17 protein-coding genes and 1 pseudogene are annotated in these 14778 nt (G+C 53.8%); 4 read left to right on the forward strand and 14 right to left on the reverse strand.

Annotation, left to right across the window (positions count from 1 at the left end; genetic code table 11):
* Positions 1-204: 204 nt before the first annotated feature.
* The 12 genes and pseudogenes from ACRPFF_RS06880 to ubiG form a co-directional block, all read right to left on the reverse strand.
* Positions 205-858: a TIGR01621 family pseudouridine synthase gene (locus tag ACRPFF_RS06880; protein WP_118793045.1), complete on the reverse strand. Its 654-nt coding sequence runs from the start codon at positions 856-858 to the stop codon at positions 205-207.
* A gap of 35 nt (positions 859-893) precedes the next feature.
* Complete coding sequence (coaD, locus tag ACRPFF_RS06885; protein WP_002248376.1) at positions 894-1406, reverse strand: pantetheine-phosphate adenylyltransferase; 513 nt, start codon at positions 1404-1406, stop codon at positions 894-896.
* A 128-nt stretch (positions 1407-1534) separates the two neighbouring features.
* A pseudogene (locus tag ACRPFF_RS06890) lies at positions 1535-2217 on the reverse strand (Bax inhibitor-1 family protein).
* Between the two features lie 156 nt (positions 2218-2373).
* Positions 2374-2640, reverse strand: a complete 267-nt coding sequence (locus ACRPFF_RS06895; protein WP_002223157.1) for an oxidative damage protection protein — start codon at positions 2638-2640, stop codon at positions 2374-2376.
* Between the two features lie 75 nt (positions 2641-2715).
* On the reverse strand, positions 2716-3186 hold the full coding sequence (rlmH, locus tag ACRPFF_RS06900) for a 23S rRNA (pseudouridine(1915)-N(3))-methyltransferase RlmH (RefSeq protein ID WP_039854488.1): 471 nt from the start codon (positions 3184-3186) through the stop codon (positions 2716-2718).
* Between the two features lie 53 nt (positions 3187-3239).
* Positions 3240-3626, reverse strand: coding sequence for a ribosome silencing factor (rsfS, locus tag ACRPFF_RS06905; RefSeq protein ID WP_002214954.1), 387 nt, complete (start codon positions 3624-3626; stop codon positions 3240-3242).
* A 100-nt stretch (positions 3627-3726) separates the two neighbouring features.
* Positions 3727-4326, reverse strand: a complete 600-nt coding sequence (locus ACRPFF_RS06910) for a hypothetical protein (protein WP_432674194.1) — start codon at positions 4324-4326, stop codon at positions 3727-3729.
* A gap of 21 nt (positions 4327-4347) precedes the next feature.
* Complete coding sequence (nadD, locus tag ACRPFF_RS06915) at positions 4348-4944, reverse strand: nicotinate-nucleotide adenylyltransferase (RefSeq protein ID WP_432674195.1); 597 nt, start codon at positions 4942-4944, stop codon at positions 4348-4350.
* Positions 4941-5540: a beta-class carbonic anhydrase gene (locus ACRPFF_RS06920; RefSeq protein ID WP_432674220.1), complete on the reverse strand. Its 600-nt coding sequence runs from the start codon at positions 5538-5540 to the stop codon at positions 4941-4943. The genes nadD and ACRPFF_RS06920 overlap by 4 nt, the downstream gene beginning before the upstream one ends.
* A gap of 28 nt (positions 5541-5568) precedes the next feature.
* Complete coding sequence (locus ACRPFF_RS06925; protein ID WP_432674196.1) at positions 5569-7110, reverse strand: ABC transporter permease; 1542 nt, start codon at positions 7108-7110, stop codon at positions 5569-5571.
* A 246-nt stretch (positions 7111-7356) separates the two neighbouring features.
* Positions 7357-8274: a homoserine kinase gene (thrB, locus tag ACRPFF_RS06930; RefSeq protein WP_432674197.1), complete on the reverse strand. Its 918-nt coding sequence runs from the start codon at positions 8272-8274 to the stop codon at positions 7357-7359.
* Between the two features lie 36 nt (positions 8275-8310).
* Entirely contained in the window at positions 8311-9039 is a 729-nt protein-coding gene (gene ubiG / locus ACRPFF_RS06935; RefSeq protein ID WP_432674221.1) for a bifunctional 2-polyprenyl-6-hydroxyphenol methylase/3-demethylubiquinol 3-O-methyltransferase UbiG, read from the reverse strand.
* Between the two features lie 168 nt (positions 9040-9207).
* On the opposite strand from ubiG, the gene ACRPFF_RS06940 reads away from it, so the two are divergent.
* Entirely contained in the window at positions 9208-10449 is a 1242-nt protein-coding gene (locus ACRPFF_RS06940; RefSeq protein WP_432674198.1) for an aromatic amino acid transporter, read from the forward strand.
* Between the two features lie 69 nt (positions 10450-10518).
* Here ACRPFF_RS06940 and ACRPFF_RS06945 read toward each other — a convergent pair whose 3' ends face one another.
* Positions 10519-12171 (reverse strand): LTA synthase family protein, encoded by a 1653-nt coding sequence (locus ACRPFF_RS06945; RefSeq protein WP_432674199.1) that lies wholly within the window; start codon positions 12169-12171, stop codon positions 10519-10521.
* Between the two features lie 145 nt (positions 12172-12316).
* Between ACRPFF_RS06945 and gmhB the strand changes: the two genes are divergently transcribed.
* Genes gmhB through ACRPFF_RS06960 form a run of 3 tightly spaced genes read left to right on the forward strand, consistent with a single transcriptional unit; the run spans position 12317 to position 14338 of the window.
* Positions 12317-12880, forward strand: coding sequence for a D-glycero-beta-D-manno-heptose 1,7-bisphosphate 7-phosphatase (gene gmhB, locus ACRPFF_RS06950; protein ID WP_432674200.1), 564 nt, complete (start codon positions 12317-12319; stop codon positions 12878-12880).
* A gap of 28 nt (positions 12881-12908) precedes the next feature.
* Positions 12909-13652, forward strand: a complete 744-nt coding sequence (locus ACRPFF_RS06955) for a lysophospholipid acyltransferase family protein (RefSeq protein WP_432674201.1) — start codon at positions 12909-12911, stop codon at positions 13650-13652.
* Positions 13649-14338, forward strand: coding sequence for a M48 family metallopeptidase (locus ACRPFF_RS06960; RefSeq protein ID WP_432674202.1), 690 nt, complete (start codon positions 13649-13651; stop codon positions 14336-14338). The genes ACRPFF_RS06955 and ACRPFF_RS06960 overlap by 4 nt, the downstream gene beginning before the upstream one ends.
* A 116-nt stretch (positions 14339-14454) precedes the next feature.
* On the opposite strand, the gene ACRPFF_RS06965 is transcribed toward ACRPFF_RS06960, so the two are convergent.
* Complete coding sequence (locus ACRPFF_RS06965) at positions 14455-14760, reverse strand: hypothetical protein (protein WP_432674203.1); 306 nt, start codon at positions 14758-14760, stop codon at positions 14455-14457.
* Positions 14761-14778 lie beyond the last annotated feature (18 nt).

Consider the following 14778-nt stretch of genomic DNA (forward strand, 5'->3'; position numbering starts at 1 on the left):
GTCTTTCAAACAGTGTGAGGCTCAAGGCACTCACACTTATCGGTAATCTGTTTTGTTAAAGAGCGTTTGAACTACTTCATCACCGCCGTTTCGTCAGCAGCGAAGAAGCGAACTATACGCTTGAAGAGATTTGCGGTCAACCGTTTTCTTGAAAAATTTTTATAAAAATATTTATCATATTGTTTATAAATTAATTTATATTTATTAACCTGCTTTTGCCATATAAAATTCTTCCAGTGCATGAGAGATATTTTCGGCCTGCCATGCATTTTTCAAAGGTGCAGTAATTTCGATTTCTTGTTGTTGATAGGTAAATTGTATTTTCCATGCATACAGGAACGTAGTTTCGGATTCTGTCCCTCCATATAAGCGGTCCCCCAAAATAGGACTACCCAGACTTTTCATTGCCACTCTCAGCTGATGTGTCTTACCGGTATGAGGCTCAAGAATGAACAGCCGCATTTTTTCACTGATACGTATACTGAAAAAACGGGTAACGGCAATATTTTCCATATTGCGCGTCAGCTTCCACATTCCGCGTCTGGATTTTTCCATGCCGCCTTTTATCCATCCTTGTTTTTTGGACGGTTTGCGGTCGGACAAAGCTAAATAGGTTTTCTTCATTTTCCTTTCGGCAAATTGTGCGGCAAGAACAGCGGCACTTTGGGAATTAAGGGCAAACAGCAATATGCCTCCGGTCTGCTTGTCCAACCTGTGCAGTAACCATACCTTTTCTACGCCCAACTGTGCCGCAAGTGTTGCCGTCAGACTGACTTCGCCGTCGGAACGGTGGACGGATATGCCTTGAGGTTTATTGATGGCGACAAAATCTTGGTGTCTGAATAAGATTTCCCACATATTTGAACCTGAATATATTTGACAGAAGCTTTCTGTCAGGCATTGTTGTGATGTTCTGCAATCATTTTTTGGTACACGGCCGGCGGCACATATCTTTTGACGGTTTCCGTCCAGCCTTCCGGCCCGACCAAGCCTTTAACCATAGTGGACGACACTTCGGCAATTTCGCGCGGCGGCATAAGGAATACGGTGGATATTTCGGGGGCGAGGTCGCTGTTGATATGGCGCATGGAACGTTCGTATTCATAATCGGAGGCGGAACGGATGCCGCGTACGATGAATCCTGCATCTACCTCACGGGCGTAATGCACCAAAAACCGGTTTTCAAATACATCGGTTCTAACGTTGGGAAACATTTTAGTAATATCGTGCAGCATATCCCGCCTTTCGGCTATCGTGTAGGTGCTGCGTTTGTCGGGATTAATGCCGATGGCGACGATGAGTTCGTCAAACATAGATTGCGCCTGCCGTATCATCCACAGATGCCCCAATGTGGGCGGATCGAAACTGCCGGCATAAACGGCGCGGCGCGGTGTATTCGGTGACATATGATTCCTTCCGACAGCATGGTCGACCGTATATTGATGAATGTGTATCCGTATTGTATGCCTAAAACAAAATGCCGTCTGAAATAAGTGCTTTCAGACGGCATGGTTTGCATGGTGTTTCGCCTACATCAGTCATCGCCGTTTAAGGACAGCAGGATGTTGAGCAGGCTGCTGAAGATGTTGTAAAGCGAGATAAACAGTGTCAGTGCCGCGCTGATGTAACTGTCTTCGCCGCCGTCGATGACGGTGCGTACCTGCCACATAATCATTAAGGAACCGAACAAGACAAAACCGGCGGAAATGGTCAGGGCAAGTGCGGGAATACCCAAAAACAGATTGGCAACCACGGCGACCATCAGAATGACCGCCCCTACGGTCAGGAAGCATCCGAGTGCGTTCATATCGAGCCGGGTTCGGCGTGCCAAGGCGGACATCGTTAAAAAGACGGCGGCGGTCATCGCGGCGGCAATGCCAACGATTTTCGCACCGTCGGCAATATGGAGCGCGTATTGCAGCACGGGGCCGATAATACGCCCATGCCGAATGTGAATACCATCAGCAGGGTAACGCCGGTATTGCTGTAACGGTTTTTCTCAATGACGTGGATCATGCCGTAGAAAAACGCCAGCACGACGGCAAACCCTATCCAGCGCGAACCGAAGGCGGCGTAAAAATTGAAACCGGCATTGGCGGCAAGTGCCGCGCCTGCGGCTGCCGGAATAAATGAAAATCCGAGCAGGCGGTAGGTTTTCTGCAGGACGGTGTTTTTAGAAACCGTATGCGCGGTGTAGTCGTAAACGTCGTGTTGCATATCATCTGCTCCTGAAAGCGCGGTTGGAAATAACGGGGGATTTTAACATTGTTCAACGTCAAAACTTGTTCGGTTGCGTCAAGATAAGGTTGTTCCAAGTATTTTAAAGGCTGTCTGAAACAGGTTCGGACAGCCTGTGTTCAAAACGGAAAACCGTTATTGCGGAACGTATCCCTGAACGGCATCCGCGCCGTCGCCGAAGAAATACTGCTCCATCTGCTGAGCCAGGTATTCGCGCGCGCGCGGATCGGCAAGGCTTAAGCGGTTTTCGTTAATCAGCATGGTTTGGTGGCGCGTCCACGCCATCCATGCTTCTTGCGATACGTTTTCAAAAATGCGCTTGCCCAATTCGTTGGGAAGCGGTGGGAATTTCATGCCTTCAGCTTCTTTGTTGAGCTTAACGCAGAATACCATGCGTGCCATAGCGGATTCCTTTGCTGTGTGTTCAGAAATAACGGGGATGATTTTAACCGATTAGGGGTACAGACAAAAGCCTTCTTATTCCCGATGATAAGGATGGTTGTGCAGGATGGAGACGGCGCGGTAGAGTTGTTCGGTCAGAAGGACGCGTACCATCCCGTGCGGCAGGGTGAGGCTGGACAGGCGCATCATCATGCGGGCTTGTTGTTTGAGGCGGTCGGTCATGCCGTCCGCACCGCCGATGACGAAGCAGACGTGTTCGCCGTTTTGCTGCCAGCTTTTGAGGTGTTCCGCAAGCTCGACGGAGGTCGGTGCTTTGCCGCGTTCGTCAAGAACGACGAGAAACGCGCCTTGCGGAACGGCTTCAAGGATGCGTTTTTCTTCCGCCGCCATACCTTGGGCGGCATTCACGCCCGCGCCACGTTTTTCGGGTTTGATTTCTTTGAGTGCGTAGGCGACGTCGCGTCCGAAGCGTTTGGCGTATTCGGCGACGGCCTCATCAACCCAGCGCGGCATTTTGGTGCCGACTGCCAAAACGGTAATGTTCAATGCTTTCTCCCTTACAGGAAAATGCCGTCTGAACATTCAGACGGCATCGGGAATCAGTCTGCCGCGTGCCACGGCTTCTGCATTCCGGCGTGGAAACTCGGTTTCTCACCGCCCCAGAGGGTGTCTATGTCGTAGAAGTCGCGCACGGCAGGGAGCATGACGTGGACGACGAGGTCTCCTGCATCAACCAACGTCCATTCGCCACTGTCGCCTTCGGTACTGAGGATTTCAAAACCGGCTTCTTTCAAATCGACGGCAACGTTGTTGGCAAGGGCTTTGACTTGGCGCGTACTGTCGCCGCTGGCGATAATCATTCTGGCAAACAGCGAAGTTTTGTCTTGCGTTTCGAGAACGGAAATATCTTTGGCTTTGATGTCTTCGAGGGCGTTGACGGCGACCCCGACCATTTTTTGCAGGTCTTGCAGTTCTTGCTCGTTCATTGTTTTCCTAACGGGATGTTTTCAGACGGCATTATAGCCGTTCCTTACTGATTTGACTTTTCGGGTTGATGTTTTTCCTCAAAAATTACTCAATTAAGTACTAATCCCGCAGGATTATTAGTATTTTTTTATATCTATCTTTTAGATATTCACTTTTTGTTTCACTATATTTCAAACTGAAGTATTGAATCAATTCTGACTTATACATCATAGGTACAAAGTAAATGTATTCTTCGACCAAGTTAGTAAAGTATTCCGCAGAAGTCTTTTTAGGAGAGAGTTTAGGTATACTCATAAAATAGGCCCATTTATTCGGGAATTCCTCAAACATTTTCATCTTAGGGAGATGAAATGCTACAAAAAGAGCTACTCCCTTTCTTTGAATATTCGCTAACATAAGGCGATATATTTCCTCACTCTCAGGAAGCTTATACCTCCACATCATCATTCCAAGAGCAGATACTATACAGCGATTGATTTTACTGTTTTCCGCATACTTATTTGCTATTTGCACCAAAACACCCGCAAATTGAACATCTCTAAAAAGCTCCGTATAATAAGAAGACATTTCTTGCCTAGGCTGTTTCTCAAAATCAACAAGAAGCTTTTCGATCTCTTCGCTTGTTTGAATTTCCCAATTCTCAATATGATGCTTCAGTTCGATTATTTTATCAACTCGAAGCTTAGTTTTGCTGTTCATATTTCTAGTGAGTATTATTTATCATAATTTTTCGTACAGCCGGTGTTCTCGGATATAACGGGCGGCGGCAGGTGGGATGCCGTCTGAAACACCGGCGCGGCGGATTTCCGTTGACGACACATTATGCATCGGGGCGGACAAGATGCGGACGCTGCCGTTCTGAAGGGACTTGCCCAGCCATGCGTGCAGTTCGCCCGGCATTTGGTGCAGGCTGCCACCCTGCCTCATGGCGACGGCGATATTGGTTTCGCGCACGAGCATCTGCCATTTTTTCCATGTGTGCAGCTTCATCAGGCTGTCGCTGCCCATCAGCCACCAGAGTTGTGCCGAAGGGAACTGCTGGCGGAAAATTTGGACGGTGTCGAAAGTGTAAGTCTCGCCGTGACGGATGATGTCGCAGTCGCTGACGGCAAAACGCGCATCTTCTGCCGTCGCCAGTTCGACCATGGCAAGGCGGTCGGCGGCGGAAGCGGAGGCGGCGTCTTTGTGATACGGGCCGCCTGCCGGCAGGAAAACAACCGTGTCCAACCCGATTTCATCGGCAAAGGCGCGGGCAATATGAAGATGCCCGTTGTGTATCGGGTCGAAAGTGCCGCCAAACAGTCCGATTTTCTTCATGATGTTTCCATTCCTTCCAATAAGTCTATGCCGTCTGAAACACTGCCGTCCACAATCAGGGTCAGTTTGCCGGTAACGGGATGGATGACCAATCCGTGAACGGCAATATGGCGCGGCATCAGCGGATGGCGGCGGATGAGTTCGACCGTATGGCGCACGCTGTCTTCGACGTTGTCGAAACCGGTCAGCCAGCCGTCGAGGTCGACACCTGCATAACGCAAGGTTTCGATACGGTCGTCGGGAATATTGCTTTCATGCACCTTACTGAGAAAGCCGGCCGCATTCAATCCCTGCATACCGCAATCGTGATGGGAGATGACCATGATTTCTTTGACTTTCAGTTCAAACACGGCAACCAGCAGGCTCCTCATGACCGAACCCCACGGATGCGCAACCAGCGCACCTGCATTTTTAATCAGTTTGGCATCGCCGTTCCTCAACCCCAAAGCATTGGGCNGCAGCTCGATAATCCGCGCATCCATGCAGGACAAAATCGCCAACTCCCTGCCGGGGTATTTGTCGGTAAAATATTTCTCATATTCGCCCGACTCGACAAACTTCTGATTATAGGAAAGGATTTCGCTCAACTCGCTCATTTTGCCGTCCTCTGAAAAAGGGTTCACATTATAACGTTTCCGTCTGTTTTCCGCCTTCGCCGTTGTCCAACAGCAGGAAAATGCACACCGCAAATGCCGACAACAGCAATGTCAACACCATTGCCCGCGCATAATTATCCTCACCCGCACGCCCCAAATAGGCATAAATCAAAGTCGTCAACGTCTGCCATTCCGGACGTGACAGGAACAATGTCGCCGCAAATTCGCCCACGCAGGTTGCCGCCGCCAAAGTCAGGCCGCGCCGCAACGCCGGTTTCAAAAGTGGGAGCGTGATGCGGTATGCCGTCTGAAAACCATCCGCGCCCAACCCCGCCGCCGCCCTGCCGTAATCCGGCGGCAGTGCATCCCAAGCCGACAAAACATCTTTTGCCACAAACGGATAAGCCAACAGCGCATACATCGCCAGCAGCAGCGGCAACGAAGCCGTCCACCCCGGATAAAGCAGCAGCACACCCGCCGAAACACAAACCGGCGACACCATAAACGGCAAAAACATCAGCCCGCGCATCCACGCCGACCGCCGCGCCGCCGCCGCATACATGACACCCAAAACCGCCGCCGCAAACACCGCCGCCGCCGAGAAGCGCAAAGTATTCCACACCGCCTGCCACGTTTCACTTTCCATTAACACGCGCCACGATTCGCCGGCCGACCACGCTTTCACCACGATTGCCGACAAAGGAAACAGGCAGCACACGGACAACACCGCCGCCGCAAACGCCAGCAGCACATATTCCCCCACCGATTGCGGCGGCGACGGCATCACGGGGGCAACCGCCTTATCCGAAACCGCGCGCCTGCCGAACCACGCATACAGCAACCCTGCCGCCGCCGTTACCCCCAACACCAGCCACACCAGCGCCGAAGCCTCCGCCATATCGAGTTCGAACATGACCAACTGGTAAATTTCCACTTCGACCGTGGCATAACGGCTGCCGCCCAACAGCAATGCCAGCCCGAACCCGGAAAAACAATACAGGAAGACAAGGCACACGCCGCCGGCAAGCCACGGGCGCAAAACGGGCATTTCAATGTCCCAAAACCGCCGCCACGCCCCCGCGCCCAATGTCCGTGCCGTCTGAAGCCGTGCCGCAGGCACTTGCACAAACCCCTGATATGCCGCCCTGACCAGCACGGGAAGGTTGAAAAACACATTGCCGTACAACAACAGATACGGCGTATCCTGCCGGCCGCGCCACAACAGCCCGTCCGCCCCGAACAGAGCCAGCACGCCCACGCCCGCCACCAACGTGGGCATCACAAACGGCAGCATCAGCAGGCGCAGCACCAAAGCCCGCCCCGGGAACGCCAGCCGCGCCAGCACCCACGCGACAGGTACGCCCAAGGGAAGCACCAAGATACAGGTTGCCGCCGCCTGAAATACCGTCCATGCCAGACGTTCGAGCATATAAGCATCCGACAGCACCGCGCCCCATGCAAAACCGTCATATGCCGCCATCGCCCACAAAGGCGCAAGCACCATCGCGGTCAAAAAACACAGGGGCGGCAGCGTAACCAATCCGACAACCGCCCAACGCCGCATATCCATCCGTTTTCCCATTTCAAAACATAATGGCTGGATTGTACCCAAAGCCAATCAAAAATGACTGCACAATTTTATCCGTCCGCAGTCAAACCGCCGCCAACCGCCGGAATTCAGAGGCAAACACCGGCGCGGGTGCGTAACAAAGCAGCCGAAACCGGTACACCTAACCGGAAAACATATTCAAACCCGAAACAAAATGCCGTCTGAAACCCTTTCAGACGGCATCGGATTCCTACCCGGCAGACGGTATCAACCCAAACTCAACAGCAGGTTGCGGAATGCGTTCGGGTCTTTGATAAACGTCATCTCGCCCTCCTGCGGAAAATGAAAATCCAACAGGCGCGACACCCAAAAACGGATGCAGCCGGCACGTTGGGCGGTCGGGAAATACGCCTTTTCTTCGGCACTCAAGGGGCGCACGCCCTCATAACCGCCGATAAACGCCTTTTTCAACGACTCATCCAACTTATTGTCCGCCGTCCTTGCCCAATCGTTGACCGCAATCGCCAAGTCATACATAAAATTGCCCCGGCAGGCATAATAAAAATCAATAAAGCCCGACACCTGACCGCCGTCAAGCAACACATTGTCTTTAAACAAATCGGCGTGGATGATGCCCGAAGGCAGATGATTGCCGAGATTGTCCTTCAGCGCGTCGATTTCGGAACACAGCAGCGCAGCATCGTCTTGCGACAGGACGGGCAGCAGCCGGGCGCACGCCTCCGTCCACCACGCATCGTAACGCGGGTTTTCCATTTCCAAAGGGAAATCGGCGGCGGCAAGGTGCATTTTCGCCAACATCGCGCCGGTATGGAAACACTGTTCCGCCGTCGGCAGCGCGGTGTCCGAACCTTTCAGGCAGGCAACCAGGCAGGCAGGCTTGCCCGCCAAAACGGAATCGAGCCGGCCGTCTTTGCGCACAACCGGCGCGGCAACCGCCACGCCCTTCATACTCAAATGCCGGTTAAGCTCCAGAAAAAACGGCAACTCTTCCTGTTTCAACACTTCAAACACGGTCAGCACATAACGTCCCGAAGTCGTCGTCAGAAAATAATTGCTGTTGGTAATCCCCTGCGCGATACCCTGCAGGGAAACAAATTCCCCCAAATCGTAACCGCTCAGGAAGCCGCGCATTTCATCATCGGAAACACTGGTATAGACAGACATATCAACTCACTTGCTCAAAAACGGGCAAACCCGCCGTCAGAACGCCGGACGGCAGGCAAACATATAATTCACATCGGTCGAATCGCACAAGGCATAAGTTTGCGACAAAACATGGTAAGTCATACCCTTCGTATCCGCCACATCCAAGCCCGCCTGACGGCACATCCGCGCCAGCTCGGCAGGCGCGATGAATTTTTTCCAGTCGTGCGTGCCTTTGGGGACAAACTTCAACAGATATTCCGCCGCCACAATCAGATGCAGGTACGATTTCGGGTTTTTATTGATGGTAGAAAAAAACACCATGCCGTCCGGTTTGACCAGCTTGGCACAAGCACGCACGATGGCGGCGGGATCGGGGACGTGTTCCATCATTTCCATGCACGTTACCACATCGAACGAGTGCAGTTCCGCCTCGGCAAGGTCTTCCACGCGGATACATTCGTATTCGATATCGGCGACATTGTTCAAAGCCGCGTGCAGGCGGGCGGTTTCCAACGACTGCTCCGCCATGTCGATGCCCTTTACAAACGCCGCGCCGCGCCGCGCCATACTTTCCGCCAAAATCCCGCCGCCGCAGCCCACATCCAAAACCCGTTTGCCGCACAAATCCGCGTGTCCGTCGATATAATCCAGCCGCAGCGGATTGATGTCGTGCAAGGTTTTGAACTCGCCCGACTTGTCCCACCATTTGTCGGCAATCCGGCTGAATTTGGCGATTTCCTCTGCGTCCACATTATATTTTCTGTCAGACATCCTGCCTCCCATCATTCAAAAACACGGCGGCGTCCACCGTTGCCCAAAAGGAAAAAGATTATACTATGGAACGTCATGCCGTCTGAACAGACTTTCAGACGGCATGACTGCAAACACCTTACAGCCCCCCACACTTTACGGCATAATGGCGGCCACGCATTTCTAGAAGAAAGATAAACAATGTCAACCAAAACCCCTTCCCTGTTCGGCGGCGCGATGATTATCGCCGGTACGGTTATCGGCGCAGGCATGCTTGCCAACCCGACCGCCACATCCGGCGTATGGTTTACCGGCTCGCTGGCCGTGTTGCTGTACACCTGGTTTTCCATGCTTTCCAGCGGCCTGATGATTTTGGAAGTCAACACCCACTATCCGCACGGCGCAAGTTTCGACACCATGGTCAAAGACCTGCTCGGACGGAGCTGGAACATCATCAACGGCATCGCCGTCGCTTTCGTTTTATACCTGCTTACCTACGCCTACATCTTCGTCGGCGGCGACCTGACCGCCAAAGGGCTCGGCAGCGCGGTAGGCGGCGATGTTTCACTCACCGTCGGACAACTCGTCTTCTTCGGCATCCTCGCCTTTTGCGTATGGGCATCCGCACGCTTGGTCGACCGCTTCACCAGCGTCCTCATCGGCGGCATGGTATTAACCTTTATTTGGGCAACCGGCGGCCTGATTGCCGATGCCAAAATACCCGTCCTGTTCGACACCCAAGCCCCCGTCGGCACCAGCTACTGGATTTATGTCGCCACCGCCCTGCCCGTCTGCCTCGCTTCCTTCGGCTTCCACGGCAACGTCTCCAGCCTGCTCAAATACTTTAAAGGCGACGCGCCCAAAGTGGCGAAATCCATCTGGACGGGCACACTGGTCGCACTGGTGATTTACGTCCTCTGGCAAATTGCCATCCAAGGCAACCTGCCGCGCAACGAGTTCGCCCCCGTCATCGCCGCCGAAGGGCAAGTCTCGGTCCTGATTGAAACCCTGTCCAAATTCGCCCAAACCGGCAATATGGACAAAATATTGTCCCTGTTTTCCTATATGGCGATCGCCACCTCGTTTTTAGGCGTAACCTTAGGTCTGTTCGACTACATCGCCGACATCTTCAAATGGAACGACAGCGTGTCCGGCCGCACCAAAACCGCCGCGCTGACCTTCCTACCGCCTCTAATTTCCTGCCTGCTCTTCCCCACCGGCTTCGTTACCGCCATCGGCTACGTCGGCCTGGCGGCAACCGTCTGGACAGGCATCATCCCCGCCATGCTGCTCTACCGTTCGCGCCAAAAATTCGGCGCAGGCAAAACCTATAAAGTTTACGGCGGCTTGTGGCTGATGGTTTGGGTCTTCCTTTTCGGCATCGTCAACATCGCCGCACAGGTATTGAGCCAAATGGAACTCGTCCCCGTATTTAAAGGATAAAGGCAAAATGCCGTCTGAAGCCCTGTTCAGACGGCATTTTCGCAACCGTTGCAGCCGTGCGGCAAAAAGCTAACGGGCAATTTTCAAAACGTCGTACAGATAGTTGCGGTAATTTCCGACCAACTCCCGGTTCGGGCAGTCTTCCAACCCTCCGCCGCACAAACCGCGCATCGCCATATTCGCACGCATGAAGCCGTCTTTGGCTTCCAAACCCGCCACCTCCATCAGCACACCGCCTGCAAAGGCAAGGTCGAGGAAATCCTGCCGCTGTACGAATCCGCCGGCAATATTGCTCCTGACGGCAAACTGCGTTACATAATCCGGCTGCGCATAATCCCATTTCTTCCTGACGGACACGCCCTCAAACGGTACCTGATGATCGCCGAAATAACCGAAAACAAAGGGTTTGCCGCGTTCGTGCAGATAACGGTCGAAACTTTCCACCGCTTTGTCCAAATCGACAATGCGCCCGATGTAGTCATTAAGTGCGGATACGGTTTTCGCATTCAAATCAGGCGCATCCAAATCAAACACATTGTCGGTATCCGTCCGATACGGCCCGTGTTCCTTCATGGTCAGCACATATACGAACATCGGCTGCCGCACATTTTCCAAATCGGGATGGCGTTTTTCGAGAATCATCCGCGCATACTGCATCATTTCCTCACTGGAAATGTGCCACAGGTTTTTGCCCATCGGCGCGGGATAGCCCAAATCTTGCGGCTGGAACATCAGATTAAAGCCGAAATAGTCATATGCTGCCTTGGCATTGTAGTTGCCCTTGGTAAACGGAGAGAGCGCCACGCAAAAATAACCGTGCTCGCGCAGGTTGCGGACAAAACCGGTCTGCAAATGCGGTACGACCGAGTAAAACACGCCGCTTGCCAACGCGCCGAAATCTGTGGACGGAACACCCGCCAAAAACGCAAATTCGGACTTCCACGTTGCGCCGCCGAAAGTATGCACGCGCAAAGGTGAGGAAAATACGGTATCTTCCTGCCGTCCGAACATTTTCAAATCGGGAATCTTGGCGGCGGCAAAGTCGAAACAGTGCGGATCGAGCGTCGATTCCATCAGGGTAACGACAATATCGGGTTTTTCATCAGACATGCCGCACGGCCGGGTTTCAGACGGCATCTGCCTGGCAAACGCTTTCCCGTCGCCCTCGAACACGGGTACTTGGAAAAACACCGCCCGACAGGACATCGGCAGATTCAAAAACACATCGCGCCCGTCGTCCGGCAGCGAGTCCAGCCACGTCTTTACCGCGCCCGGATGTTTGGAAAAATGCCGCATCAACACGAACGCCGCCGCAAACAAAACCGCGCCTGCCCACCGCCACGGCACACCCAAAGTATCCGCACCGCTCCAGCCGAAAACCGCATATGCCGCCAAAGCCAGCAGCCCCGCCATACCGATAACCGCTTCCTTATAATGGAACAGCGTTTCCCAATTCCGCCAGTCGGCAATCAGCAAAAAGTCGGAAATCAACAGCGGCTGTTTGTAATAATGGATTTTCAGCCTGTGGAACAGTATCAGCACCACAAACCAGACCGAAGCGAAATTCAAGGCGCGCTGCCACTGAGCCGTCAACATCAGCATACCGCCCGCCAAAAAGACAAACAGCGCGGATGCGAAAAAATATGTCCAGCGGTAGTGCGACCTGATAATCAGCACCAACGCCGCCGTTACAAACAAAAATAGGAAAGCATAGGCAACCATCCCGCCCCACTCCTTAAAACGGCATACCTGAGCCGCCGTTGCGAATTATTATCGAAAGCGTGCATTATAATGCAGCACAGGCGCATTTCCACCGATATTTCAGTATAATGCCATCCCCGAACCTGCCCAACCCAAAGGAACCGTGATGAAACTCATCATTCTCGACCGCGACGGCGTCATCAACCGGGACCGCGACGACTTCGTCAAATCCGTTGACGAGTGGATACCTATCGAAGGCAGCATGGATGCGGTGGCATTCCTGACGCAGGCAGGCTGCACCGTTGCCGTCGCCACCAACCAATCCGGCATCGGCCGCAAATATTTTACCGTTCAAGACCTCACCGAAATGCATGCCAAAATGCACCGCCTCATCCGTCAGGCGGGCGGGGAAATCGACGGCATCTGGTTCTGCCCGCATACCGGCGCCGACGGCTGCGGCTGCCGCAAGCCCAAACCGGGCATGATTGAAGACATCCTCGAACGCTTCAACGCCCAAGCTTCGGAAACTTGGCTGGTCGGCGACAGCCTGCGCGATTTGCAGGCAATCGATGCCGTCGGCGGAAAACCCGCGCTGGTTCTGACCGGAAAAGGCAAAAAAACGCTCTCCCAACACGGACACGAATTGCCCGAACACACACAGGTTTTCGATACCCTGCTCGATTTCTCACAATACATCATGCAGGAAAACGCCGCACCGCAAGCCGACTGAACATACGGCATTCCGACAAGGCAAAACCATGCTTATCATCCGCAACCTGATTTACTGGCTGATACTCTGTTCCAGCCTGATTTTCCTCTTTCCCTTTATGCTGCTCGCCTCGCCTTTCCGGGACGGGGCGCACAAGATGGCGCGGGTCTGGGTCGGCATCCTCAACTGGTCGCTCAAACACATCGTCGGGCTCAAATACCGCATCATCGGCGCGGAACACATCCCCGACCGCCCCTCCGTCATCTGCGCCAAACACCAAAGCGGCTGGGAAACGCTCGCGCTCCAAGAGATTTTTCCGCCGCAGGTGTTCGTTGCCAAACGCGAGCTGTTCAAAATCCCCTTTTTCGGCTGGGGCTTGAAATTGGTCAAAACCATAGGCATAGACCGCAACAACCGCCGCGAGGCCAACGAACGGCTGATGAAGCAGGGCTTGGCGCGCAAAAACGAAGGCTATTGGATCACCATCTTCCCCGAAGGCACGCGCCTTGCGCCCGGAAAGCGCGGCAAATACAAGCTCGGCGGTGCGCGTATGGCGAAAATGTTTGAGATGGACATCGTCCCCGTCGCCCTCAACAGCGGCGAATTTTGGCCGAAAAACTCCTTTCTGAAATATCCGGGCGAAATCACCGTCGTCATCTGTCCGCCCGTCCCGCACGCAAGCGGCAGCGAAGCCGAATTGATGGAAAAATGCGAACGCCTCATCGAAACGCAGCAGCCGCTCATTTCCGGCGCAGGCCCGTTTGCCGCCAAAATGCCGTCTGAAACCGTATGACCTCCCTGATCCACACCCTTTCAGACGGCATAGAACTGACCATAGAAGTCAAACGCCGTGCCAAGAAAAACCTGATTATCCGCCCTATCGGCACACATACCGTCAGCATTAGCGTCCCACCCTGCTTCTCCGTCTCCGCTCTAAACCGNTGGCTGTACGAAAACGAAGCCGTCCTGCGGCGAACACTGGCGAAAACACCGCCGCACAATACGGCAAACCGGCTGCCCGAACATATCTGGTTCCACGGCAGGCAGCTTGCCCTTACCGCCCATCAAGACACGCAAATCCTGCTGATGCCGTCTGAAATCCTCGTCCCCGAAGACACGCACGACAAACAGGCGGCACTGTTGGCAACCTTTCTGAAACGGCAGGCCCAAAGCTACCTGCTTCCCCGCCTCGAACACCACGCCCGCACCACACAACTGTTCCCCGCCGCCGCCTCGCTGACCTCTGCCAAAACCTTCTGGGGCGTGTGCCGCAAAACCACAGGCATACGCCTCAACTGGCGGCTAGTCGGTGCACCCGAATACGTTGCCGACTATGTCTGCATACACGAACTCTGCCACCTCACCCACGCCGACCACAGCCGTGCATTCTGGGCGCTGACCCGCCGCTTCGCCCCCTACACGCCCGAAGCGAAACAGTGGCTCAAAATCCACGGCAGGGAACTTTTCGCCTTGGGTTGACGCTGCCGGGCCGGCCCGCCGCTTTCAGACGGCATCCGTGCCGTCCGCCGCGTTTCATTTCACACCGCCCTTCCGAAACCCGAAACCTGCCCGGTCCGACGTGCGGTATGAAACGCTTAAGCTGGCGCGAAGTCTTCTACTGATTTGCCCGCGAAAATACCGTCCGAAAGGTTTTCGGACGGCATTTTTTGCGTTTTCCTGGATGGCGGCGGATTCGTAAAAAGCGGGCAGAGTGGGTTGTAGGATGGGTTGAGGCCTGCCAAATCCGCCGCATCCGCCAAATCTACCGCCGTCATTCCCACGAAGGTGGGAATCCAGGACTCGGGGCCGGAGAAACCTTTTTTTCCGATAAGTTTCCGTGCCGACCAGTCTGGATTCCCGCCTGCGCGGGAATGACGGTTCGAGTATTTCTGACGATTCATCGAGCCGTAGCAACTGTA

Origin of the sequence: Neisseria sp. SLRRB23 (assembly GCF_050896295.1) — a bacterium.
Taxonomy (GTDB): Bacteria; Pseudomonadota; Gammaproteobacteria; order Burkholderiales; family Neisseriaceae; genus Neisseria.

What these genes read in the sequence shown, in the direction of transcription:
- ACRPFF_RS06880 (WP_118793045.1), bottom strand. Translation starts at nt 858, where the DNA reads ATGTGGGAAATCTTATTCAGACACCAAGATTTTGTCGCCATCAATAAA.
- coaD (WP_002248376.1), bottom strand. Translation starts at nt 1,406, where the DNA reads ATGTCACCGAATACACCGCGCCGCGCCGTTTATGCCGGCAGTTTCGAT.
- ACRPFF_RS06895 (WP_002223157.1), bottom strand. Translation starts at nt 2,640, where the DNA reads ATGGCACGCATGGTATTCTGCGTTAAGCTCAACAAAGAAGCTGAAGGC.
- rsfS (WP_002214954.1), bottom strand. Translation starts at nt 3,626, where the DNA reads ATGAACGAGCAAGAACTGCAAGACCTGCAAAAAATGGTCGGGGTCGCC.
- ACRPFF_RS06910 (WP_432674194.1), bottom strand. Translation starts at nt 4,326, where the DNA reads ATGAACAGCAAAACTAAGCTTCGAGTTGATAAAATAATCGAACTGAAG.
- nadD (WP_432674195.1), bottom strand. Translation starts at nt 4,944, where the DNA reads ATGAAGAAAATCGGACTGTTTGGCGGCACTTTCGACCCGATACACAAC.
- ACRPFF_RS06925 (WP_432674196.1), bottom strand. Translation starts at nt 7,110, where the DNA reads ATGGATATGCGGCGTTGGGCGGTTGTCGGATTGGTTACGCTGCCGCCC.
- thrB (WP_432674197.1), bottom strand. Translation starts at nt 8,274, where the DNA reads ATGTCTGTCTATACCAGTGTTTCCGATGATGAAATGCGCGGCTTCCTG.
- ubiG (WP_432674221.1), bottom strand. Translation starts at nt 9,039, where the DNA reads ATGGGAGGCAGGATGTCTGACAGAAAATATAATGTGGACGCAGAGGAA.
- ACRPFF_RS06940 (WP_432674198.1), top strand. Translation starts at nt 9,208, where the DNA reads ATGTCAACCAAAACCCCTTCCCTGTTCGGCGGCGCGATGATTATCGCC.
- ACRPFF_RS06945 (WP_432674199.1), bottom strand. Translation starts at nt 12,171, where the DNA reads ATGGTTGCCTATGCTTTCCTATTTTTGTTTGTAACGGCGGCGTTGGTG.
- gmhB (WP_432674200.1), top strand. Translation starts at nt 12,317, where the DNA reads ATGAAACTCATCATTCTCGACCGCGACGGCGTCATCAACCGGGACCGC.
- ACRPFF_RS06955 (WP_432674201.1), top strand. Translation starts at nt 12,909, where the DNA reads ATGCTTATCATCCGCAACCTGATTTACTGGCTGATACTCTGTTCCAGC.
- ACRPFF_RS06965 (WP_432674203.1), bottom strand. Translation starts at nt 14,760, where the DNA reads ATGAATCGTCAGAAATACTCGAACCGTCATTCCCGCGCAGGCGGGAAT.